Annotated in this window: 19 protein-coding genes, 1 tRNA gene, 4 pseudogenes and 1 riboswitch; of the genes and pseudogenes, 18 read left to right on the top strand and 6 right to left on the bottom strand. The window is 69.8% G+C overall.

The features are described 5' to 3' along the window. Positions 1–21 precede the first annotated feature (21 nt). On the top strand, positions 22–984 hold the full coding sequence (locus tag ACIQM0_RS25065) for a nucleoside triphosphate pyrophosphohydrolase (RefSeq protein WP_401290410.1): 963 nt from the start codon (positions 22–24) through the stop codon (positions 982–984). Here the strand turns inward: ACIQM0_RS25065 and ACIQM0_RS25060 are convergent. Further along, complete coding sequence (locus ACIQM0_RS25060) at positions 959–2,239, bottom strand: cytochrome P450 (protein ID WP_401290408.1); 1,281 nt, start codon at positions 2,237–2,239, stop codon at positions 959–961. The genes ACIQM0_RS25065 and ACIQM0_RS25060 overlap by 26 nt on opposite strands. Before the next feature lie 225 nt (positions 2,240–2,464). Between ACIQM0_RS25060 and ACIQM0_RS25055 the strand changes: the two genes are divergently transcribed. The 10 genes and pseudogenes from ACIQM0_RS25055 (at position 2,465) to ACIQM0_RS25010 (ending at position 14,259) form a co-directional block, all read left to right on the top strand. After that, positions 2,465–4,453: a recombinase family protein gene (locus ACIQM0_RS25055; RefSeq protein ID WP_401290405.1), complete on the top strand. Its 1,989-nt coding sequence runs from the start codon at positions 2,465–2,467 to the stop codon at positions 4,451–4,453. 15 nt (positions 4,454–4,468) lie between these two features. Next, positions 4,469–4,666 (top strand): annotated as a pseudogene (locus ACIQM0_RS25050) (hypothetical protein); the annotation flags it as partial. Between the two features lie 105 nt (positions 4,667–4,771). Beyond that, on the top strand, positions 4,772–5,713 hold the full coding sequence (locus tag ACIQM0_RS25045) for a transglycosylase family protein (RefSeq protein ID WP_401290403.1): 942 nt from the start codon (positions 4,772–4,774) through the stop codon (positions 5,711–5,713). A gap of 312 nt (positions 5,714–6,025) precedes the next feature. Next, positions 6,026–6,197: riboswitch (cyclic di-AMP (ydaO/yuaA leader) on the top strand. Between the two features lie 4 nt (positions 6,198–6,201). Further along, complete coding sequence (locus ACIQM0_RS25040) at positions 6,202–6,939, top strand: transglycosylase family protein (RefSeq protein ID WP_385037622.1); 738 nt, start codon at positions 6,202–6,204, stop codon at positions 6,937–6,939. Between the two features lie 275 nt (positions 6,940–7,214). Next, the gene (gene eno, locus ACIQM0_RS25035; RefSeq protein WP_363023901.1) at positions 7,215–8,501 is read left to right on the top strand and encodes a phosphopyruvate hydratase; all 1,287 of its coding nucleotides are present in this window, start codon (positions 7,215–7,217) and stop codon (positions 8,499–8,501) included. Positions 8,502–8,618: 117 nt separating this feature from the next. Further along, complete coding sequence (locus tag ACIQM0_RS25030) at positions 8,619–9,089, top strand: septum formation initiator family protein (protein ID WP_363023900.1); 471 nt, start codon at positions 8,619–8,621, stop codon at positions 9,087–9,089. Positions 9,090–9,153: 64 nt separating this feature from the next. Next, positions 9,154–9,693, top strand: coding sequence for a DUF501 domain-containing protein (locus ACIQM0_RS25025; protein WP_401290399.1), 540 nt, complete (start codon positions 9,154–9,156; stop codon positions 9,691–9,693). Positions 9,694–9,756: 63 nt separating this feature from the next. Then, entirely contained in the window at positions 9,757–10,698 is a 942-nt protein-coding gene (locus tag ACIQM0_RS25020; RefSeq protein WP_401290397.1) for an exopolyphosphatase, read from the top strand. 510 nt (positions 10,699–11,208) lie between these two features. Further along, entirely contained in the window at positions 11,209–12,594 is a 1,386-nt protein-coding gene (locus ACIQM0_RS25015) for an NAD(P)/FAD-dependent oxidoreductase (RefSeq protein ID WP_123459753.1), read from the top strand. Positions 12,595–12,954: 360 nt separating this feature from the next. Further along, on the top strand, positions 12,955–14,259 hold the full coding sequence (locus ACIQM0_RS25010) for a class I SAM-dependent methyltransferase (protein WP_401290394.1): 1,305 nt from the start codon (positions 12,955–12,957) through the stop codon (positions 14,257–14,259). Between the two features lie 73 nt (positions 14,260–14,332). Here ACIQM0_RS25010 and ACIQM0_RS25005 read toward each other — a convergent pair whose 3' ends face one another. The 4 genes from ACIQM0_RS25005 to ACIQM0_RS24990 form a co-directional block, all read right to left on the bottom strand. After that, a complete protein-coding gene (locus tag ACIQM0_RS25005; RefSeq protein ID WP_401290391.1) occupies positions 14,333–16,861 on the bottom strand; it encodes an ABC transporter permease in 2,529 nt (842 codons plus the stop codon). A 112-nt stretch (positions 16,862–16,973) separates the two neighbouring features. Then, on the bottom strand, positions 16,974–17,744 hold the full coding sequence (locus tag ACIQM0_RS25000; RefSeq protein ID WP_024491442.1) for an ABC transporter ATP-binding protein: 771 nt from the start codon (positions 17,742–17,744) through the stop codon (positions 16,974–16,976). A 246-nt stretch (positions 17,745–17,990) separates the two neighbouring features. Next, entirely contained in the window at positions 17,991–18,560 is a 570-nt protein-coding gene (locus ACIQM0_RS24995) for a LacI family DNA-binding transcriptional regulator (protein WP_401290387.1), read from the bottom strand. Beyond that, positions 18,554–18,706, bottom strand: a complete 153-nt coding sequence (locus tag ACIQM0_RS24990; RefSeq protein ID WP_401290384.1) for a LacI family DNA-binding transcriptional regulator — start codon at positions 18,704–18,706, stop codon at positions 18,554–18,556. Before ACIQM0_RS24990 ends, ACIQM0_RS24995 begins: the two co-directional genes overlap by 7 nt. Here ACIQM0_RS24990 and ACIQM0_RS24985 point away from each other — a divergent pair. The 5 genes and pseudogenes from ACIQM0_RS24985 to ACIQM0_RS24965 all read left to right on the top strand — a co-directional run. Next, a pseudogene (locus tag ACIQM0_RS24985) lies at positions 18,670–19,413 on the top strand (ATP-binding cassette domain-containing protein); the annotation flags it as partial. The gene ACIQM0_RS24990 and the pseudogene ACIQM0_RS24985 overlap by 37 nt on opposite strands. A 94-nt stretch (positions 19,414–19,507) precedes the next feature. Then, positions 19,508–20,325 (top strand): annotated as a pseudogene (locus tag ACIQM0_RS24980) (glycoside hydrolase family 2 protein); the annotation flags it as partial. Positions 20,326–20,572: 247 nt separating this feature from the next. Further along, positions 20,573–20,658 (top strand) — tRNA-Leu (locus ACIQM0_RS24975). Between the two features lie 207 nt (positions 20,659–20,865). Next, positions 20,866–21,123 (top strand): DUF6879 family protein, encoded by a 258-nt coding sequence (locus tag ACIQM0_RS24970; protein ID WP_401290382.1) that lies wholly within the window; start codon positions 20,866–20,868, stop codon positions 21,121–21,123. Further along, positions 21,120–21,512 (top strand): annotated as a pseudogene (locus ACIQM0_RS24965) (helix-turn-helix domain-containing protein); the annotation flags it as partial. The gene ACIQM0_RS24970 and the pseudogene ACIQM0_RS24965, both read left to right, overlap by 4 nt. 161 nt (positions 21,513–21,673) lie before the next feature. On the opposite strand, the gene ACIQM0_RS24960 reads toward ACIQM0_RS24965, so the two are convergent. Then, complete coding sequence (locus ACIQM0_RS24960) at positions 21,674–21,805, bottom strand: hypothetical protein (RefSeq protein ID WP_401290379.1); 132 nt, start codon at positions 21,803–21,805, stop codon at positions 21,674–21,676. Between the two features lie 23 nt (positions 21,806–21,828). On the opposite strand from ACIQM0_RS24960, the gene ACIQM0_RS24955 reads away from it, so the two are divergent. Together ACIQM0_RS24955 and ACIQM0_RS24950 are read left to right on the top strand one after the other, a co-directional pair. Continuing rightward, positions 21,829–22,086 (top strand): TetR/AcrR family transcriptional regulator C-terminal domain-containing protein, encoded by a 258-nt coding sequence (locus tag ACIQM0_RS24955; RefSeq protein WP_401290841.1) that lies wholly within the window; start codon positions 21,829–21,831, stop codon positions 22,084–22,086. 209 nt (positions 22,087–22,295) lie between these two features. Continuing rightward, the gene (locus tag ACIQM0_RS24950) at positions 22,296–22,442 is read left to right on the top strand and encodes a superinfection immunity protein (RefSeq protein ID WP_401290376.1); all 147 of its coding nucleotides are present in this window, start codon (positions 22,296–22,298) and stop codon (positions 22,440–22,442) included. Positions 22,443–22,664: the final 222 nt, after the last annotated feature.

The following is a 22,664-nucleotide window of genomic DNA, read 5'->3' as shown; positions in this document are numbered from 1 at the left end:
GCGGCCGGGTAGATTCGCAGCGTGAACGCTGAAGACCCCGGCCGTATCGTCCTGCTCACCGCCAGCCACCGGGTCGCGCCGGGGCTGCTGTCCTGGCCCGCCTGGCAGACGCTGCACGCCGCCGACCGGGTGCTGTGCGCCGAGCCGGACCAGCCGCAGCTGCCGTATCTGCGCGAGGCGGGCATCACCGTGGACCCGGCCGTCCCCGACGCACCCGAGCTCGTCGGCGCCTGCGCCGGAGGCCGGACCGTGGTGGTGCTCAGCGGCGGCGAGGGGAACCAGCCGCTGACCGACGGGCTGGCGAGGCTGGCGGGTTCGGGGCGGGTGCAGATGCCGGACCTGGAGCTGCTGCCCGGCTCGTACGACCTGCCGGGTGCCCGGCTGCTGGATCTGGTCCAGGTCATGGACCGGATCAGGATCGAGTGCCCCTGGACCTCGGGGAAGACCCACGAGGGCCTCGCCAAGTACGCCATCGAGGAGGCGTACGAACTCGTCGAGGCGATCGAGGACGGCGACCGCGAGGAGCTGCGCGAGGAGCTCGGCGACGTACTGCTCCAGGTCGTCTTCCACGCGCGCATCGCCGAGGAGGACGAGACGGAGCCGTTCTCGGTGGACGACGTCGCCGCCACGCTCGTCGAGAAGCTGGTCCACCGCCATCCGCACGTCTTCGGCGACGAGACCGCGGAGACCCCGCAGGACGTCCACGCGCACTGGCTGCGGACCAAGGCGATCGAGAAGCAGCGCGAGTCGGTCACCGACGGGGTGCCGATCGGCCAGCCCGCCCTGGCCCTCGCGGCGAAGCTGGCCGGCCGGGCCCGTACCGCCGGACTCGACGTGGCGCTGCCGCAGGGCGACGGCATCGGCTACCGGCTCCTGGAGCTGGCCGTGCGCGCGCAGGAGGACGGCACCGACCCGGAGGCAGCACTGCGGGCCGCGGGCCGCGCCTACCGGGACGCCATCAGGGCGGCGGAGGGCAACGGCTGACGTCCGGGCCGGTGGACACGGTCGTGGGGGTGAACTCCACCGGGAGTGTCCGCAGACCACGCATGATGAGTCCGCCCCTCCACCGCAGGTCGACGGGGTCCACGGCAAGCCCGAGGTCCGGCAGACGGCGGAACAGGGTCTCCAGCGCGGTGCTGCCTTCCAAGCGTGCGAGGGGAGCGCCCAGGCAGTAGTGGATGCCGTGTCCGTACCCCAGGTGCTGGTTGTCCCGGCGGGACAGATCCAGCGTGTCCGGCTCCGCGAAACGGGCCGGATCACGGTCGGCGGCTGCGAGGACCACGAGCACCGGATCACCCTCGCGGATCCGCTCTCCTCCGATTTCGAGCGCTTCCGTGGCGTAGCGCCAGGTGGCCAGCTCCACCGGGCCGTCGAAACGCAGCAGCTCCTCGACTGCGCTGTCCAGGAGGCGCCTGTCGCCCCGCTGGACCGCGTTCTGGAAAATGGCGCGCTGTGGGGGGTTACGGAAGAACGCGTGGGCGCTGTTGCCGATCAGGTTGATGGTCGTCTCGAAACCCGCAAAGAGGATCACGAAACACATCGCGGCGGCCTCGTTCTCGGTGAGGTGCTCGCCGTGGTCGCTGGCCCGGATCAGGCCGGAGATCAGGTCGTCGCCGGGGTTCTGCCGTTTTCTGTGGATCAGCTCGGCAAGGTAGGCGCGGATCTTCTTCACGGATCGGGCGACCCCGCCGCGCGGCCCGCCGCCGTGCCGGATCATCATGCCCGCCCAGTCCCGGAAGTCGTCCTGGTCCTCCTCGGGTACGCCGAGCAGATCACAAATAGCGTAGATGGGGAGCGGGAAGGCGAAGTCGTGGATCAGGTCGGCCTCCCCCTTCTCCGCGAAATCGTCGATGAGCCGATCAGCCAGCTCCTGCACGCGGGGTCCGAAAGCGGCGATCGTCCGGGGTGTGAACGCTTTGGAGACCAGTCGGCGAAGTCGTGTGTGGTCGGGCGGGTCGATGTTCAGCAGATGCGTCATGAGGTTGGCGCTGCGCTCGCCTGGGATGCCGGTTTTGCTCTTTCCCCGGGCGTCCTTCGCGTGGTGCGCGGGGTTCTTCGAAAGGCGGCCGTCGGCGAGGGCCTGCCGGGCGTCTGCGTATCGGGTGACGAGCCACGCCTCGACACCGCTGGGCAATATCGTCTGGTGTACGGGACTGTGCTCCCTCAGCCAGGCGTAGGCGGGGTACGGGTCGGTGGCGAACTCCCAGGTGAAGAGTTCTGGCGGCGGGGTGTGGTTCACGTGACGACGGTATCGGGCGTCCGCGGGTCGGCCTCCGCCGTCGCGCTTCTCGCCGACCGTCGGTGTCAGCGCCCATCACTCAGACGGGTATCAGGGAAGCCTCCTGTAGGCTGCTCCCCAAAAAACGGCACCGGCCCCAAAGCGCTTGGTAGAGCGCGATGAGGCCGGAACCTTCCCGGCGGTGCGTCAACACCCCGGGGACGGAACAGTCTCGGAGGACTGATCATGTCCATTGTGGCACGCCTGCGCCTGCCTGAACCTGCCGCGATCGTGGTGGCGAAGTACGCCCGCGTCTCTACCCTCGACCAGCTCGACGGGTTCGGTCTCGAAGACCAGGAGAAGATCTCCAACGGGTGGCTCGACCGTCATCCAGAGGCCACGGTCTACGACGCGTACGTGGACGAGGCAGTGTCCGGCGCGCTGGAGAGTCGCCCCGAGATGGACCGCCTCGTCCTCGACGCGCATCGGCAGCACTTCAACCGCATCCTTGTCCCCAAGGTGGACCGCATCGGCCGCACGGCCCGTGTCGCCTACCAGTGGGCCTGGGCCATGGCCGACCTCGGTGTCTACTTCATCTCGGTCAGCGAGAACATCGACACCAGCACAGAGTCTGGCTGGTCCCAGTTCATGCGGCACGTCACCTTCTCTGAGATGGAGTGGCGACGCATCAAGGAACGGACCCTCGCCGGACGGGAGTTAACGATCAGTTACGGTGGCTGGCCCGGCGGCCCCGCCCCCTACGGATACAAGATCGCGCAGGACACCTCCGCGGTGGGCGAGCGACGGAAGAAGTTCAGTGTCCTGGTCACCGATGAGCACGAATCGAAAGTGCTCTTCGTCGCCACCGAACTCATCGTCGACCAGGGTATGAACATCTCCGAGGCCTGCGACGAACTCAACAAGCGCTCGCTCTGCACCCGCAGCGGCGTCCCGTGGAGTCCGGCGAACCTCCGTAGCCGCCTCCACAGCGAGACCATTCACCGCGGCTATGTCGTCTACCGCAAGACCGACCGAGGCACTGGCAGGAACACCACCCGGCGCCGCGAAGACGGCAGCCCCGTCCACGGCGACCAGGTCAAGATCGGCGTCCCGCCCATCCTGTCCGAGGAGCGTGCCGGGCTCCTCATGGGGACGCTCAAGAAGATCGGGTTCCAGAACGGCCGCACCGGCGACCGGATCTACCCCTTGAGCGGACGGATCGACAGTCTCTGTGGCTCGGTCTACGTCGGCTCCGGCAGGCGCGGCGAGAAGGCGCGCTCCTACCGCTGCAAGGGCGTGACCAAGAAGGGGGAGTCCTGCGGAGAGCCGTACTTCAACGCGGCGGAGATCGAAGGTGCCGTCTGGACCGAGCTGGCCGGACTCGTGAAAGACGAATCCCAACTCCTGGTGATGGCGTCCGAGTGGGTCAGCAGTCGGCCGGGGGACAGGGAGAAGTACGAGAAGCGTGTCACCGACTTCGCCGGCAAAATCGCGAAGCAGGAGGACCTCATCCACCGGCAGGTTCCCGCGTACATGAAGGCCGGCGTCGACCCCCTCGTACTCAAGGCGGGGGTGAAGGAGATGCAGCAGGAGCTGGCCGAGTACCGCAAGCAGCTGGGCTTCGCCGAAGAGTGGTTGCAGGCGTACGCGGAGCATGAGCGTCAGGCCCGCAATCTCGCCGGCATCGCGCACAACGCTCGCCGGCCCCTCGACAGCATGACGCTGTCGGAGCGCAAGGAAATCTTCGACATGTTCGACATCCGTGTCACGCCGGGCACGATGGGGAGTACGGCGAAACCGGGTGTCAAGTGCGAGATCGGTCGGTGGCACCACGAAACGGCCACTCTTGTGCCCCCCGACCCGACGGACGAGGAGTGGGAGGCGGTTCTTGCGGTCCTGCGCAAGGCCGTCTCCGGGAAGTCGAAGAAGCACTTCACTTCGAAGTACGACATCCGCGCGCAGTTCTCCGGCATGCTGCACAGGCTCCGGCAGGGGCTGTCATGGGCCGACATGCCCCTTACCTGGGGCCCGATCAATCCCATGCGGGAACGCCAGCTCTTCTGGTGGAAGCGAGGTGTCTGGCCCGAGTTCATGGCGGTCCTGGGAGCGGACCGCAGGGGAGTGGAGGCGTACAGGCGTCCGACCCTGCCGCAGCTCACTGTCACCGGAGGGCTCCGTGCCGGTCTGCCGGTGGAGGTGCGAAGCGAGGCTCCCGAGGACAAGGAGACGCCGTGACCTCCCAGCGGCTGTGGTCAGGCTGCCCTCGCCACGTTGCTGAGACGCCTTCCGGACCTGCGACTTGCGGTGGAACCTGCCGATTTGCGCTGGCGTGGCGGGCTCATCATGCGTGGACTGCGCACGCTTCCGGTGGAGTTCACCCCCGGGCCCGCCCTCGGGTCCACTTCCGGGTCCGCTCCCCGGGAAGGTGACACTCTGTCAACTCTGTGACTTTTACGTGATCTCCGCTGCATCGACTTGTGACACACGTTCGAGTCCCGCTAGGTTCACCGTTCGACTCACCCGTCACTCGTCAGTCACACGGAAGGCATTCCCATGGGCTCCGCGAACGGCAGACACCGTCGCCCTCGGCAGGCACCCGCGATCATCGTCGCCGCAGGCGTGACCGGCTCGGCCATTGCCATCCCGCTGCTCGGCGCGGCCGGTGCGCACGCCGCCGACGCCTCGACCTGGGACCGGGTCGCGGAGTGCGAGAGCGGCGGCATGTGGAGTGCCGACCTCAGCAACGGCTACTACGGCGGCCTGCAGTTCTCGCAGGAGGTCTGGAAGTCCTACGGCGGCGAGTCCTACGCCCCGCGCGCGGACCTCGCCAGCCGCTCGCAGCAGATCGCCGTGGCGGAGAAGGTCCTGGACGACAAGGGGCCCAAGGCGTGGCCCAGCTGCGCCGTCATCTCCGGCCTCGCCACGGACGGGTCCCTGCCGGGCGTCGACCCGGGCGACACCCCGTCCGCCGATCCGTCGGAGAGCGCGGACCCGGCCGCGAGTGCCGACCCGTCAGAGAACGCCGACCCGGCGGACGACGCGTCCGAGGGCGCGACGAAGACCCCGTCGGACGACGCCACCGCCGACACCGCCGACAAGGACCGTACGCCGGACGCCCCGGCCTCCCCGTCCGCCACGCCCTCGGCATCCGGCTCCTCTCGTGCGAGCGACCCCTCGGACGCCCCGGACGGGTCCTCCTGGGACGGGGAGACGGGCGGCAGGCACCGCGGCGCGCCGGCCCCGGAGGGGACCGGTGACCGGGACGCGGGGCGGCACGCCTCGCGCGGCGAGGCCGACGCACGGGGCAAGGGCGCACCGGCTGCTGACGGTACGTACACCGTCCGGCCGGGCGACAACCTCTGGGCGATCGCTGACGCACAGGAGCTGCCCGGCGGCTGGACCGAGCTGTACGAGGCCAACAAGGCGGCGGTCGGTTCCGATCCGGACCTCATCCTGCCTGGCCAGAGCCTCGATCTCGGCGTGAAGGCCGGATGAGGGCGGCCGCGCGAGCGGTCTGATCAACAGCTGAAAACGCCTCAAATCTGGGGTACTTAAGAGGCCTATGTCCCACTTTTGACTAAGTGAGACATGGGTCTCTTCGTGTGAACTGGCGCGTCTTGTCCGGGAGCTCCCTCCGCATCCCTTCCGACCTGCGCAAATATATGTTTTTCAGATGCAAGTAAGGGCTGTTTATCCGGTATGTCCTTCTTTGAATGTGGGGGTGGCGTGTGTTTACGGTCAGAACCGCTCGCACCGCGGGCCCCGTCGATCGTCACGCCGAATCCTGCCGTCGGTCGAAGGGAACAGACGCGTAAAGCGCCGTAGGCAGGAGCGGGGGACCCAGGTAAGTGCCGGGCTGGATCGTCGCGAGACGCATCAGGACCGGCTTGGGGTTAAGTCGTGCGCTAGGACGTGCGACCGGGCAACTCACTTGGCCCGAACCCGACAGCTCACCTCGTAGGCGTCGGTGAGGAGAAGTCTCGATGCTGCTTAACAGCAAGGGCAACAAGCACCGCCGTCCGTCCAGGGCCGTCCGTATCGCCACGCTCGCCGGTGTGACCGGTGCCGCCATCGCCGTGCCGCTGATGGGTGCCACCGGCGCCTCCGCGGCCTCCGTCTCCACGTGGGACGCGGTCGCCCAGTGCGAGTCCGGCGGCAACTGGTCCATCAACACCGGCAACGGCTACTACGGCGGTCTGCAGTTCTCGCAGTCCAGCTGGGCCGCCGCCGGCGGTACGCAGTACGCGGCCCGCGCCGACCTGGCCAGCAAGTCCCAGCAGATCGCCGTGGCCGAGAAGCTCCTCGCCATGCAGGGACCGGGTGCCTGGGCCTGCGCCGGTGCCGGCAACCTGAGCAACGACGGTGTCGACCCGGGCGTCGACACTGCCTCCAAGACCGAGACCGCTCCGAAGCAGGAGTCGGCTCCGGCCCAGCAGGCCGAGCCGAAGAAGGCCGAGCGCACCGAGGCCCCCGCCACCAACCGCTCGGACCGCTCGACCGCCCCCGAGGCGGAGCAGAAGAAGACCGTCACCACCCCGACCGGTGAGAAGGTCAAGAAGGGCGACGGCGAGTACAAGGTCGTCACCGGCGACTCGCTGAGCCAGATCGCGGCCGACCACAACGTCAAGGGCGGCTGGGAGCAGCTGTTCAAGCTGAACAAGGACATCGTCACGGACGCCGACATGATCTTCCCGGGCCAGCAGCTCCACCTGGTGAAGTAGTTCAGCACTCTCCTCGCTGACCGCCCCGGCCCGGCCGCACCTCCCCCCGTGCGGCCGGGCCGGGGCTCACCGCTTTCCCGTGTTGATTGTTCAACTGTTGTAGTTACTTGCCAGTAAATTTCTGGCCGTTTGCCCTGCTGTGACCGCTCTTGGGTCCTTTTTCGTCCCAGGGGACGGGCGCGCGGCCGACTGAGACGGCCGCGCCGGTTAGGCTCTTGTCGCAAGGCCAAAGTGACCCTGCACAACCAGCGTCATATCCCAGAAGGAGATGCCTCGTGCCGTCCATCGACGTCGTCGTAGCCCGGGAAATCCTCGACTCCCGGGGCAACCCCACGGTCGAGGTCGAGGTTGGCCTCGACGACGGCAGCACCGGTCGTGCTGCTGTTCCGTCCGGAGCCTCCACCGGTGCGTTCGAGGCCATTGAGCTTCGCGACGGTGACCCCAACCGCTACCACGGGAAGGGCGTCGAGAAGGCGGTCCTCGCCGTGATCGAGCAGATCGGCCCGGAGCTCGTCGGCTACGACGCGACCGAGCAGCGGCTGATCGACCAGGCCATGTTCGACCTGGACGCCACCGAGAACAAGGGCTCGCTCGGCGCCAACGCCATCCTCGGCGTCTCGCTCGCCGTCGCGCACGCCGCGTCCGAGGCCTCGGACCTGCCGCTGTTCCGCTACCTCGGTGGCCCGAACGCGCACCTGCTGCCCGTCCCGATGATGAACATCCTCAACGGTGGGTCGCACGCCGACTCCAACGTGGACATCCAGGAGTTCATGATCGCCCCGATCGGCGCGGAGTCCTTCTCCGAGGCCCTGCGCTGGGGCGCCGAGGTCTACCACACGCTGAAGAAGGTCCTGAAGACCAAGGGCCTGTCCACCGGTCTCGGTGACGAGGGCGGCTTCGCGCCGAACCTGGAGTCCAACCGCGCCGCGCTCGACCTCATCCTCGAGGCCATCAAGGAAGCCGGCTACGCCCCCGGCAAGGACATCGCGCTCGCGCTCGACGTCGCCGCGTCCGAGTTCTACAAGGACGGCAAGTACGAGTTCGAGGGCAAGTCCCGCTCGGCCGCCGAGATGACCGAGTACTACGAGGAGCTCGTCGCCGCGTACCCGCTGGTCTCCATCGAGGACCCGCTGTACGAGGACGACTGGGCCGGCTGGAAGGTCATCACCGACAAGCTCGGCGCCAAGGTGCAGATCGTCGGCGACGACCTCTTCGTCACCAACCCGGAGCGCCTGGCCCGTGGCATCGAGGAGGGCTCCGCCAACGCCCTGCTCGTCAAGGTCAACCAGATCGGTTCGCTGACCGAGACCCTGGACGCCGTCGAGCTGGCCCAGCGCAGCGGCTTCAAGTGCATGATGTCGCACCGTTCCGGCGAGACCGAGGACGTCACCATCGCCGACCTCGCGGTCGCCGTGAACTGCGGTCAGATCAAGACCGGCGCCCCGGCCCGCTCGGACCGTGTCGCCAAGTACAACCAGCTGCTGCGCATCGAGGAGATCCTCGACGACGCCGCGGTGTACGCGGGCCGCTCGGCGTTCCCGCGGTTTCGCTCCGCGAACTGACGAAGACAGCACGGGCTGACAAGCCCGGCCGGGACCGACGCCCCGGCCTCCGTCCGTCCCCGCACTCGGTCCCGTACCGTGTGCGGGGACGGACGTGCGTAATGGGGAGGCGGAGACATGGCCGCGAAGGACCGGGACCGGTTCTCCACCGCGACCCGGCTGAGGCTGCTCGGAGAGCAGACCGCAGCCCGTGTCTACAGGTCCCAGAACCGCCGCCAGGCGCACCGCTCCCGGCTCACCGGCCGGGCGGCCTTCCTGGCGCTGGTCGTCTGCTCCCTGGTCGTCGCCCTCGCGTACCCGATGCGGCAGTACGTGTCGCAGCGCGACGAGATCGCCGACCAGCAGCGGCTCGCGCAGGAGGCCGAGGCACGCACCGAGGAGCTGCGCGACGAGAAGTCGCGCCTCCAGGACGACGCCTACGTCAAGCGGCTGGCCCGCGAGCACCTGCACTACCTTCTTCCGGGAGAGACCGGCTACACGGTGGTCGATCCCGACGCGGTCAAGGAGCGCAACGGAAAGTCGGACGAGTCCGGCCGGCCGTGGCACTCCAACCTGTGGGACGGCGTCGACAGCGCCGACCGCGGCTGACCCGCGTTCCCCCGTACATCTGCGGAACCGCAGTTCGAGCAGCCCGATCAGAACCTAGGCAGGCATGGAAACGCCCCCTCCCCAGACCGAGTCCACCGCGCCCACCGACGCGGACATCGCCGCGTTCCAGCAGCAGCTGGGGCGCCCGCCGCGCGGGCTGCGCGCCATCGCGCACCGCTGTCCGTGCGGAAACCCGGACGTGGTCGAGACGCAGCCCCGGCTGGAGGACGGCACGCCGTTCCCGACGACGTACTACCTGACGTGCCCGCGTGCGGCGTCCGCGATCGGCACGCTGGAGGCGAACGGGGTCATGCGGGAGATGACCGAGCGCCTCGGTACGGACCCCGAGCTGGCGGCCGCGTACCGGGCCGCGCACGAGGACTACATCGCGCGGCGTGACGCCATCGAGGTGCTGGAGGGTTTCCCGAGCGCGGGGGGCATGCCGGACCGGGTGAAGTGCCTGCACGTGCTCGTGGGGCACTCGCTGGCCGCGGGGCCGGGAGTGAACCCGCTGGGGGACGAGGCGATCGCGATGCTGCCGGAGTGGTGGCGCAAGGGGCCGTGCGTGTCGCCGTGCGGCGTGCAGGGTGGGGACGAGAGCTGAGGTTCCCCCTCGGGGGCTCCGCCCCGGACCCCCGCTCCTCAATCGCCGGAGAGGCTTGAAGACATGACGCGCGTGGCCGCCATCGACTGCGGTACCAACTCGATCCGCCTGCTGGTGGCGGATGCCGACCCCGTCACCGGGGAGTTCGCCGAGCTCGACCGGCGGATGGAGATCGTCCGGCTCGGGCAGGGCGTCGACCGGACCGGACGGCTCGCCCCCGAAGCGCTGGAGCGGACGTTCGCCGCCTGCCGGCAGTACGCGGCGGTGATCAAGGAGCACGGCGCGGAGAAGGTCCGCTTCGTCGCCACCTCCGCCTCCCGGGACGCGGAGAACAGGGACGACTTCGTCCGCGGCGTGCTGGACATCCTGGGTGTGGAGCCCGAGGTGATCACGGGTGACCAGGAGGCGGAGTTCTCCTTCGACGGCGCCACCAAGGAGCTCACCGGCCGCGACGACCTCGCGAAGCCGTATCTCGTCGTGGACATTGGCGGCGGCTCCACCGAGTTCGTCCTCGGCGACGACCGGGTGCGGGCCGCCCGGTCCGTGGACATCGGCTGCGTCCGGATGACCGAGCGTCATCTCTCGCGGGACGGCGCGGTCGTCGACCCGCCCACGCCGGACGCGGCCGACGCGATCCGCGCCGACGTCGCCGCCGCCCTGGACCTGGCCGGGCGGAGCGTCCCGCTCACCGGGGCGGGCACGCTCGTGGGGCTCGCCGGCACGGTCACCACCGTGGCCGCGATCGCGCTGGGGCTGGAGGAGTACGACTCCGCGGCGATCCACCACTCCCGGGTCTCCCTGGAGCAGGTCCGGGAGATCACCGGGCGGCTCCTCTCCTCGACCCACGCCGAGCGTGCCGCGATCGGCGCGATGCATCCGGGACGGGTCGACGTGATCGCCTCCGGGGCGCTGATCCTGCTGGCCGTCATGGAGCGGACCGGGGCCCATGAGGTCGTGGTCAGCGAGCACGACATCCTCGACGGGATCGGCTGGTCCATCGCGTAGGTCAGGCCCTGGCGCGCCCTCTCGGGGGCCGGGGCCGCACAGCGCCCTCCTGGGGCCCCCGCGCGGGGCTCCGGGGGCCCGGTGCCCGGAGGGGCGGGAACGTCGCTCATACGCATTCCTGCCTGCACCTTTGAGTCGCTGAGAGCCACCCGAGGGACCCGCTCGGGGACACGTCGCGACGAACTTCGTGAACTTCTTCACAAGGAATTGCGCCCCTGGGGGCGGACTTCTGCTCCGGACGGGCACCCGGGAGGGTGTGCGGGGTCACAGACGGCGGGAACGCGCCGGTTCCGGGGGTGTTGCGGGCGTGTGAACCGAGGGGGTGGTCCACCTCGCCCGGTGGCTCAAGGGCCAGCTCACAAGGGGTGAACAACGTTCGCCGCAGTGTCGTGGTTCCCTTCCGGGAACATGACCTGGGTCACGTGGGCGGCGAAGTGTAGCAGAGGGTGGGCCATACCTTGTGAAGGGGCTCACGAGCTCGCCCCCCGGGTGGGGTGGATACTCGATGGCATGAGCACCACGGAGCGTCCCAGGATCCTCGTAGTAGGGGGTGGGTACGTAGGCCTGTACGCAGCTCGGCGCATCCTGAAGAAGATGCGCTACGGAGAGGCGACCGTCACGGTCGTCGACCCCCGGTCGTACATGACCTACCAGCCCTTCCTCCCCGAAGCTGCTGCCGGCAGCATCTCGCCCCGGCACGTCGTCGTCCCGCTGCGACGCGTGCTGCCGAAGGCCGAGGTCCTCACCGGCCGCGTCACGACCATTGACCAGGACCGCAAGGTCGCCACGGTCGCGCCGCTCGTCGGCGAGGCCTACGAGCTGCCCTTCGACTACCTGGTCATCGCGATGGGCGCCGTCTCGCGCACCTTCCCGATCCCCGGCCTGGCCGAACAGGGCATCGGTATGAAGGGCATCGAGGAGGCCATCGGCCTGCGCAACCACGTTCTGGAGCAGCTGGACAAGGCTGACTCGACGACCGATGAGGATGTCCGCCGCAGGGCGCTCACCTTCGTCTTCGTGGGCGGCGGGTTCGCCGGTGCGGAGACCATCGGCGAGGTCGAGGACATGGCCCGCGACGCGGCGAAGTACTACACGAACGTGAAGCGCGAGGACATGCGCTTCGTGCTCGTCGACGCCGCCGACAAGATCCTTCCCGAGGTCGGCCCGAAGCTGGGCACCTGGGGCCGGGAGCACCTGGAGTCCCGCGGTGTCGAGGTCTTCCTCTCGACCTCCATGGACTCCTGCGTCGACGGTCACGTGGTGCTGAAGAACGGCCTGGAGGTCGACTCCAACACCATCGTGTGGACGGCCGGCGTGAAGCCGAACCCGGCGCTGGCCCGCTTCGGCCTGCCGCTCGGTCCGCGCGGTCACGTGGACACCTCCGAGAAGCTCCAGGTGCAGGGCACCGACTACATCTGGGCCGCGGGCGACAACGCCCAGGTTCCGGACCTGGTCGGCCGCAAGGCCGGCAACCCGAACGCCTGGTGCCCGCCGAACGCCCAGCACGCACTGCGTCAGGCCAAGGTCCTCGGTGACAACGTCATCTCCGGGATGCGCGGCTTCCCGCAGGCCGACTACAGCCACGCCAACAAGGGCGCGGTCGCCGGTCTGGGCCTGCACAAGGGCGTCGCGATGATCGTCGTCGGCAAGATGAAGATCAAGTTCAAGGGCCGCCTCGCCTGGTACATGCACCGTGGCTACCACGGCATGGCGATGCCGACCTGGAACCGCAAGATCCGGATCTTCGCCGACTGGACCCTCGCGATGTTCCTCAAGCGCGAGGTCGTCTCGCTCGGCGCCATGGAGACGCCGCGCGAGGAGTTCTACGAGGCCGCCAAGCCGGCTCCGGCCCCCGCCGCCGCCCAGCCGGTGGGCGAGAAGGCCAAGGCCTCCTAGCGCACCCGGGACCGGAGGCCAGCACCTCCCGGTCCGCCCGCGGATACCCGTATCCGCGCAGAGCAGTCGCACAACCCCGAAGGGGCCGTCCGCCATCCGTGGTGCGGGCGGCCCCTTCGGCGTATCGGCGCGGCGCGGGGCGGGGCACGGTACAGGGCGACCGGGGCCAGCGGCCCGGCGGATGCGTGGTCCGTACAGGTATTTTGCCGATCCATTGCGCGGTAGCGGGATGGCCCGGCCGCCGGAAACTGTTGAGGGGGGTGTACCTCGCCGCGGCGCCACAGGGTGCCGGGGCGTGGTCCGAGACATGTGTGGGCATGTCTGGGCACGTTGGGAAACACCATCACGGAGGTGTGCGCCATGGCAGACGCCGCGTTGCGGCTGACCGCTCTCGCCCAGGAGTTGCTGGGAGAACCCCTACCGGTCCGCATCCGGGCCTGGGACGGCAGCGAATCCGGACCGCCCGATGCTCCCGCCCTCGTCCTCAGAAACCGTCGCGCCCTGCGCCGGCTGCTGTGGAAACCGGGCGAACTGGGCCTCGCCCGCGCCTGGGTGGCCGGGGAGCTCGACATCGAGGGCGATCTGTACGAGGCCCTGGATCTGGTGGCCGGGCTGATCTGGGACCGCGGTGCGGACGCGAAGGACAGCGTCCACCCGGTCCGCGACCCGAAGGTGCGCGCAGCGGCCAAGGGGCTGCTGCAACTGGCCGGACCCTGGCCGCCGCCCCCTCCTCCACCGGAGGAGGTACGCCGCCGCACCGGTGCCCTGCACACCAAGCGCCGCGACAAGGAGGCCATCAGCCACCACTACGACGTGGGCAATGACTTCTACGAACTGGTCCTCGGCCCGTCCATGGTCTACTCCTGCGCCTACTGGGAGGACGGCGGGAACCTGGAGGACGCCCAGCGCGACAAGCTCGACCTGGTCTGCCGCAAGCTCGCGCTGAAGGAGGGGGACCGCCTCCTGGACGTCGGCTGCGGCTGGGGCTCCATGGCCATCCACGCGGCCCGCGAGTACGGCGCCCGGGTCACCGGTGTGACCCTCTCCACCGAACAGGCCGCCTTCGCCAGGAAGCGCATCGCCGAAGAGGGCCTGACCGACCGGATCGAGATCCGGGTCCAGGACTACCGTGACGTCAGGGACGGCCCGTACGACGCCATCTCCTCCATCGGTATGGCAGAACACGTCGGCTCCGTCCGCTACCGCGAGTACGCCGACGACGTCTACGCACTCCTCAAGCCCGGCGGGCGCCTCCTCAACCACCAGATCGCCCGTCGCCCGGAGAAGGACGAGTCCGCGTACCACGTGGACGAGTTCATCGACGCCTATGTCTTCCCGGACGGTGAGCTGGCCCCGCTGGGCCGGACCGTCGCGACCCTCGAGGAAGCCGGTTTCGAGGCCCGCGACGTCGAGTCGCTCCGCGAGCACTACGCACTGACCCTGCGCCGCTGGGTCGCCAACCTGGAGAAGGACTGGAACCTCGCGGTCAAGATGACCTCGCCGGGCCGGGCCAGGGTCTGGCGGCTCTACATGGCCGCCTCCGCGCTCTCCTTCGAGCACAACAAGATCGGCGTCAACCAGATCCTGGCGGTTCGGCCGGCGGCTGCCGGTTCCGCCCGGATGCCGTTGCGCGCCCGCGACTGGAAGGCGTCCGCGACCGGCTGAGCCGGACGTGACACGGCAGAGGGCCGGTACCCGCCACCGCGGGTACCGGCCCTCTGCCGTGTCACGTCCGGTGCTACTCGGTCTTGATGGCCGTGAGCATGTTGAGCTTGGCGGCGCTGCGGGCCGGCCACATCGCGGCCAGCACCCCCACCAGCCCGGCCAGCAGCAGGAAGAGCGCGATCCGGCCCCACGGCACGACCAGGGCGTAGTCCGGGATCCCGGACGACGCGGCCTGACCGATCGCCCAGCCGAGGAACAGGCCGAGCCCGATGCCGACCACCGCACCGAACAGTGAGATGACCACGGCCTCCAGCCGGATCATGCGCTTGACCTTGCGCCGGTCCAGGCCGATCGCCCGCAGCATGCCGATCTCCTGCTGGCGCTCGAAGACCGACATGGCCAGCGTGTTGACGACCCCGAGCACCGCGATGATCAGGGCCATCGCCAGGAGCCCGTACATGATGTTCATCATCAGGTTGATGGTGCCGCCGAACATGTCCCGGATGTCCTGGCGGTCCATGATGCTCATGCCGGGATTGTCGCCCAGCGCGTTCACCACGGACTTCTCGTTGGCCGCGCTCGCGCCGCCGTCCGTCTTCACCCAGATCTCGCGGATGTCGGCACGCTCCTCGTGCGGGGCCACCTTCTCGCGGGGGATCAGCGCCTGCGAGAGGAACTCGTTGTCCTTGTAGAGCGCGCCGACCTTCAGGTTCTCCTTCTTGTCGTCCTCGTAGGTGACCGGGAGGGTGTCCCCGGTCTTCCAGCCGTTCGACTTCGCGGTCTTCTCCGAGACGGCGATCTCTCCGCTGCCCAGGGAGTCCATCGAGCCCGAGAGGGTGTCGACGTTGAAGACCTTCTGCACATCGCCGGGTGACACGCCGGACGCCGAGAGACCGGCCTTGCCGACCGTCAGCCAGACGGCCTGCTGGGGCGAGACCGCGGTGACGCCGTCGGCCTTCTTCAGGGCGGTGAGCGCCGACTCGTCGAGCGAGTCCCCGCTCGCCATCGACACCATGTAGTCGGCCTTGATGTTGTCCGTCGTCATCCGGTCGACCGCCTGGCCGAGGGTGACGCCGAGGACCGAGATGCCGGTGACGAGGGTGAGGCCGATCGCCAGCGCGGAGGCGGTGGCACCGGTGCGCCGCGGGTTGCGGACCGCGTTCTGCGCGGCGAGCTTGCCGGAGACCCCGAACAGCCGCTGGAGCAGCGGGCGGACCAGCGCGATCACCGGGCGGGACAGCAGCGGGATGAGTATGATGATGCCGATCAGTGCCAGGAAGGCACCGGCCGCGATGACGGCCTGGGCCGTGTTCCCGGACTGCGCCGCACCGGCGACGACCGCCGCCGCGCCGAGCAGGGTGATGACGGCGCCGATCGAGTTCCGTACCACCAGGGACTTCACGGTGGCCGCGGAGTACATGCTGTTCATCGCCGCGACCGGCGGGATCTTCGCGGCCCGGCGGGCGGGCAGCCAGGCGGCCAGCACGGTGATCAGGACGCCGACACCGAAGGCGGCGGCGACGGTGGTCGGGGAGACCACCAGCGGACCGGCCGGGATCTTGCCGCCGATCAGGCTCATCGCGGAGCGCAGCCCGGTCGCGAGACCGAGGCCCAGCGCGAATCCGATGACGGACGCGATCAGGCCGACCACGGCGGCTTCGAGCAGCACCGAGCGCTTGACCTGGCGGCGCGAGGCGCCGACGGCGCGCATGAGCGCCAGCTCCTTGGTGCGCTGGGCGACCAGCATGGTGAAGGTGTTGGCGATCAGGAAGATGCCGACGAAGAGGGCGATGCCCGCGAAGCCGAGCAGCAGCTTGTTGAGGCTGCTCAGGCTGTTCTCGATCTGCTTGGCCTGCTCATCGGCGCGCGCCTTGCCGGTGCTGACCTCGGCGTCCTTGGGCAGCAGCGGCTTCACCGCGGTCAGCAGTTGCTGGTCGGAGGCGCCGGCCGCGGCGGTGACGGAGACGTCCTGGAACTCGCCCGGCCTGAGGAACAGCTTCTGGGCGACCTCGGTGTCGAAGAGCACCAGGCTGCCGCCGGCGTTGACCGCGCCGTCCTCCGTGGTGAAGACCCCGGACAGGGTGTACTCCTTCACCGGCCCGTTCGTGGCGACCCGGACCTTGTCGCCGACCTTGTACTCGCCCTTCTCGGCGGTGTCCGCGTCGAGGGCGATCCGGCCGTCCGCGGTCGGCCCGGTGCCGTCGGTGAAGGCGTACTGCGCGTCCTCGCCGCCCTTGCCGGGGGAGAAGTTGGCACCGGTGTTGGACCAGCCGTTGCCGATCAGCTTGCCGTCCGGGTCGGCGACCCCGGCGAAGCCGGAGACCCGGCCGGTGGCGCTCTCCACCCCGTCCAGGGCCCGGATCTTCTTCAGGGTGGCGGTGTCGACGCCGTGTGAGTCGGGGTCGTGCGGGCCGGCGTAGGTGGTGACCGCGACGGCGACGTCGTCGTAGCTCTTCGCCGACTGGTTGCGGAAGGCGTTTCCGAGGGTGTCGGTGAAGACCAGGGTGCCGGAGACGAAGGCCACGCCGAGCATCACGGCGAGGACGGTCATCAGCAGCCTGGCCTTGTGCGCGAGCACATTGCGCAGGGCGGTACGGAACATGTCTGTCAGTCCTGGGAGGGGAGGGGTTCCGGAAAGGGCAGGGTTCGGCCGCCGCGCGGCACGAGGTGGTGCGGGGCGGTGCGGCGTCGGGGCCCGGGGAGGGGCCAGGGGCTCAGCTGGTGCGGCCCTTGGCGTCGAACGCCTTCATCCGGTCCAGCACCCCGTCCGCGGTGGGGTGCATCATCTGGTCCACGATCGCCCCGTCCGCGAGGAAGATCACCCGGTCCGCGTAGGAGGCGGCCGCCGGGTCGTGGGTCACCATGACCACGGTCTGGCCCAGCTCGCGCACCGAGTTGCGCAGGAAGCCGAGGACCTCGGCGCCGGAGCGCGAGTCCAGGTTCCCGGTCGGCTCGTCACCGAAGATGATCTCCGGCTGCGAGGCCAGGGCGCGGGCCACCGCGACGCGCTGCTGCTGGCCGCCGGAGAGCTCGGTGGGCCGGTGCTTCAGCCGGTCGGAGAGGCCCACCATCTCGATGACCTTGTGCAGCCAGTCCTGGTCGGGCTTGCGGCCGGCGATGTCCATCGGCAGCGTGATGTTCTCCAGCGCCGTCAGCGTCGGCAGCAGGTTGAACGCCTGGAAGATGAAACCGATCTTGTCCCGTCGCAGCTGGGTGAGCTGCTTGTCCTTGAGGGACCCCAGCTCCGTCTCGCCGATCCGGACCGAACCGCTGCTGAAGCTGTCGAGACCGGCCACGCAGTGCATCAGCGTGGACTTGCCGGAACCCGACGGGCCCATGATCGCGGTGAACTCGCCCTGCGGGAAGTCCACGGTGACCCGGTCCAGCGCGGTCACCTTGGTCTCGCCCTCTCCGTAGACCTTCGACAGTTCCGTGGCGCGGGCAGCCACCGCGGTGGCGCGGTGAGCGGTGGTCATGGTGGTCACGGGAGACTCCAGGGTCGGGTTGGTACGGGAGGGAAGGGCCTTCGCTCCGGGGCCGGAGGGAAGGCGCCGCCGGGGGGCAGCGCCCTTCGCGATGGCACAGCTCCATCGTCTCCGCCGCTTCGCCACGGATCGTCAGTCCCGGTGCCCGTTCCGGAGGCCGCCTTGAGTCGCACCGCGGGGTCCTCACGTCCTCCTGCGGTATGACACCGCCCCTGAGAGGAGTGACGCCCTCCCGGGACAGAACACCTACCTCGGCGCGGCCGTCGACCCGCGTGGGACCAGCCGGGCCGCCGCGTCCTCGACCCCCTCCGCCGCGCCGTCGGTGACCAGGGCCAGCAGGGTGCGGGCCGCGTGGCTCCCGTACGCCGGGCTGTCGCGGCTCAGCGCGGTCAGCGGCGGCCTGACCACCCGGGAGAGCTGGGAGTCGCCCCAGGCGACCAGGGAGAGGTCACCGGGCACGTCCAGCCCCATCTCCTGGGCGACCGAGAGCCCGGCGACGGCCATGATGTCGTTGTCGTAGATGACCGCGGCCGGCCGCTCGGGGGAGCTGATCAGCCGTCGGGCGGCATGAGCCCCGTCCTCGCCGGAGTAGTCGGTGTGGACGATCACCGGCTCACCGAGACCGAGTTCGGCGCAGACCTCGCGCTGGGCCCGGTCGCGCAGCCCCGTGCGGTTCAGCTCGGGCAGCCCCGCGACCCGGGCGACCGACCGGTGCCCCAGCGCGGTCAGATACGTGAGGGTGTCGCGGACCGCCGCCGCGTCGTCCGACCACACGGAGGTGAGCGGGCCGGCCGCCGAGGGATGGCCGATCACCACGGCCGGCAGGCCCAGTTCGGCGATGCCCTCGATCCGCGGGTCGCGGGGGAGACGCCGGGCCGGTCGTTCAGCGCGTAGGACACCGCGACCTTGGAGACGCCGGCGCGGTGTGCGATATCGGCGATCGTGGGGCGGTGCCTGGGCATGCGACCTCGCAAAGACCTACCGCGCCGGAGCCTTCGGCGGCGGCTCCGTCACCGCCGTCGACCGGGTGTCGTTCACCGCCGCACCCGGCGAGGTCGTCTCCCTCATCGGGGAGAGCGGCAGCGGGAAGTCCACGATCGGCCGGATGATCCTCGGCCTCACCGGGGTCAGCGGCGGCAGCCTCACCCTGGACGGCCGGCCGGTCCGCCCGGGAAAGGACTTCTACCGCCGGGTCCAGGGCGTCTTCCAGGACCCCTTCTCCTGCTACAACCCGGTCTTCCGGGCCGACCGCGTCTTCGACCTGATCCGCCGCGCCTACCACCCCGGTGTGCCCGACACGCAGTGGGCCGACCGCGTGGAGAAGGCCGTACGGGACGTCCGCCTGGGCCCCGGACAGGTACTCGGCCGCTACCCGCACCAGCTCAGCGGCGGCCAGCTGCAACGCCTCCTCATCGCCCGCGCCCTCCTGCTCGACCTGAGTTTCCTGGTCGCCGACGAGATCACCAGCATGCTCGACGCCTCCACCCGCATCGACGTCCTCAACCTCCTGGCCGCCCTCAAGGAACGCGGACTGGGCGTCCTCTACATCACCCACGACCTGGCCCTCGGCACCTACCTCGCCGAACGCACCGTGGTGCTGCGCCGCGGCCGGGTGGTGGAACGCGGCGACACCCAGAAGGTGTTCGGCAACCCGCTGCACCCCTACACCCGCATCTTGCCGGCCGCCGTGCCCCGCCTGAACACCCCGTGGAACCCGCCCGAACCGCTGGAGCGCTGCGCCTTCCACGAGGGCGGGGCACCCGCCACCACCGACCTGTTCGGGCACCGAGGACGTCCACCCGCAGGACCCGGCCCACGGCACCATCCACATCTGGGACGTGTGGAACCGGGCCGACTACGCGGCGTACGCCGACCGGGTACCGCGCTTTCGTCGCCGAGTTCGGCTTCCAGGGCCCGCCCGCGTACGCGACCCTGCGCCGCGCCGTCAGCGGACCCCTCGCCCCCGACGCCCCGCTCCTCGCCCACCACCAGAAGGCCGAGGACGGCAACGCCAAACTGCTCCGGGGCCTGGGCGACCACCTGCCGCCGCCCGGCGCGGACTTCGACGACTGGCACTGGCTCACCCAGCTCACCCAGGCCCGCGCCGTCGCCTTCGGCATCCGCCACTTCCGCTCCCACACCCCGTACTGCATGGGCACGGTCCTCTGGCAGCTCAACGACTGCTGGCCGGTCGTCTCCTGGGCCGCCGTCGACGGCGACGGCCGCCGCAAACCCCTCTGGTACGCCCTGCGGGCCGTCTACGCGGACCGCCTGATCGCCGTCCGCGACGGCGCCGTCCGCCTCGTCAACGACGCCCCCACGCCCTGGACGGCGCGGTCCTGGCCGAAGAGGAGGTGGGGGCGAGCACGGCCGCGCGCTCGGTCACCCGCGTCCCGCTGCCGGGGACCTCGCGCTCTTCCCCGACCGACTGGACCCGGCGGCCGAGGTGGACGCCATGCTCGTCACCCTGCTCCCGGGGGAGAGCACCGTGTTCATGATCACAGGAGCGGCCCTGAAGGACCCGGAGGCCCTGGGCCGGCACCCGGTGTTGCGCTGCGTGAACGACACCGTCACCCGATAGGGGTGGCGCGCCCCTGGCGATCCGTGGCGTGCCCCTGGCGAATCGGCTGTGTGGGTGCGGCGAATTCACGTCAATTCGGATTGCCGGTCGCTGCGCCCACAACCCCGCAAAGGGTGCGCCTACGCCTCGCGGGTGTGCTGACGCACCCTCAAACGGTCAATAAAATAAGACAACATCGAGCCACTGTTCAGCTGATCGGGGGAGCCCCCCGGATAGGGTCATGTGCCAACGCGGAGCCGCGCGCCAAGCCCGGATGGTGGAATGCAGACACGGCGAGCTTAAACCTCGCTGCCCCTCGGGGGCGTGCCGGTTCGAGTCCGGCTCCGGGCACCACCGCGCGCTTGCGGGCTGACCTTTATGTGCGGCTTGTTCCGCGCATTCCCCCTTATGCGCCTCCTCCTCGGACGGCTCCGCTCCCGGTGATTGCTCGCAACCGGCGCCGTCCCCGGCGTGGTCGCAATCTGCCGCAATCTCAGCGCGGCTGACCTCTATTCGACCCATCCTGGTGGTCTGCGCCCCCGGAGACTGATGGAGGCAGAGATGACACTGCGGTTCCTCGGCACGACCGGCGACGGAGGAGACTGCCCGACCCTGTGCGAGATCGAGGGGCAGCGTTTCCTGCCGGCTACGGCACCGAGCCTGATGCGATTCGTCTTCGACGAGGATGACACCACCGTAGGGGTCTTGATTTCCGAGGACCCGACAGAGGTACTCGCGGCCTGCCAGGCACGCGACAAGGCATGGCATCACGCGGTCCGTGCCGCCGACTTCGCCGGGGCGGTACGTTCCACAGCCTGAGCACGGACTGTCAAGCTGCCCGGATCAACCTCGGTGCGCGACTCCGTGAGCTGCGTACCGCTGCCGGTCTCGACGGCAAGGGAGTCGCCGCTGCCCTTGGGTGGCAGCGCTCCAAGGTGTCGCGCCTGGAGAACGGCAAACAGGCTCCGTTCCCCGCGGACGTTGCGGCATGGGCCCGTGCGGTCGGCCGCGAGGACCTGACAGGGGAACTGAAAGGCCGTCTGGCAGGGCTGGAGACCCAGTACCGCTCGTGGCGGCGGCAACTCGCCGGCGGCCACCGGGCCCGGCAGGAACTGGGTGTGGCGGAGAGCGCGGCCACCGAGACGATCCGGGGCCTGGAGGTCTCCCGAATCCCTGGGATGTTCCAGACGGCCGACTACGCACGCCATGTACCGACCGCCTGATCGCGATCCGAGGCGAGGGAACCTCGAACGGGGCCTGAGCCGGGCCCAATCCGGGCCCGCAACCGGCCCGGATTGGGCCCGAGCAGTGCCCGGGTTGAGCCCGGAACGATCCCGGCCGGCGATCCTCCGCCGTCGCGTGCCGCGCATCAGGCTGTCTCGTGCGGGACTTCCCCGCCCGGTGCCGCGCCTGCGGCCGGGGCGGGGCCGCGGTCCGGGGTGCGGTGGGTGACGGCGTGGACCGCGGCGCCCAGGGCGAAGCCGTAGAAGGTGCTCAGCACCGGAGCGCTGTCCTCATAGAGCGCTGCGGACGCTGAAGGACGCCGGTGTCCACGACGAGCACCTGGGCATCGCGGGCGACACGGTGTTCAGTCACATCACGGGGTACGTGCTCCAGGAGCAGAGCGAGCCGCCCGCCCTCGACGTCAGCGCCGAGGATGTCGCCGCCCTCCACCGTCGCTTCCCGATGACCGTGGCCGCGGCGGCCGGCCGCGACCAGGACGAGAAGTTCATCCGCAGCGTGCGACTGCTCTGTGCCGGAATCCGGGCGCTCGACGAGTGAGGGCGAGGGCGACGGCGCCTTCGGAACGGCCTTCGGAACGGCATCCGGGGCCGGTCACCCTCCGGTGATCGTGATCAACGCGCTGTGGACATCCAACGGCAGGCATGGAGAATGGGCTTCCTCATCCAGTCGCTGTGGGGGGTCACATGAGTTCTGGTGGAAGTGCGATAGGCCTGTTAGGGCTGGTCGTCATCCTGTTCGTCTATTTCGTGCCGACTGTGGTCGCGTTCGCCCGAGGAGTGCCGAACAAGGGCTCCGTACTTGTCCTGAATCTGTTCCTGGGCTGGACCGTGCTGGGGTGGATCGTGTCGCTGGCCATGGCGGCGCGCAGCACTCAGCCGCGACCGTACGTGTGAGCCGTCCGGGCGGGCCGTGCCGCATGACGGCCCGCCGGGCGGCGTCGGAGGCCGGCCCCGCCGGCCTCCGGCACCACGCCGCCTGATCACCCCGGCGCCTTCCGTCACGCATCGCCCGCTTTGTCGGCGGGGCGGGCCCGGTTGGCCCACTGGCGTGTCCGAATTGGGACCGGGATTGGGCCCACGGGCCCGTGCCGTACCAGGTGCACCTCTCATAGCCTC

This window comes from Streptomyces sp. NPDC091387 (assembly GCF_044756945.1).
Lineage (GTDB): Bacteria > Actinomycetota > Actinomycetes > Streptomycetales > Streptomycetaceae > Streptomyces.
This window is presented reverse-complemented; position numbering and strand designations above follow the sequence as displayed.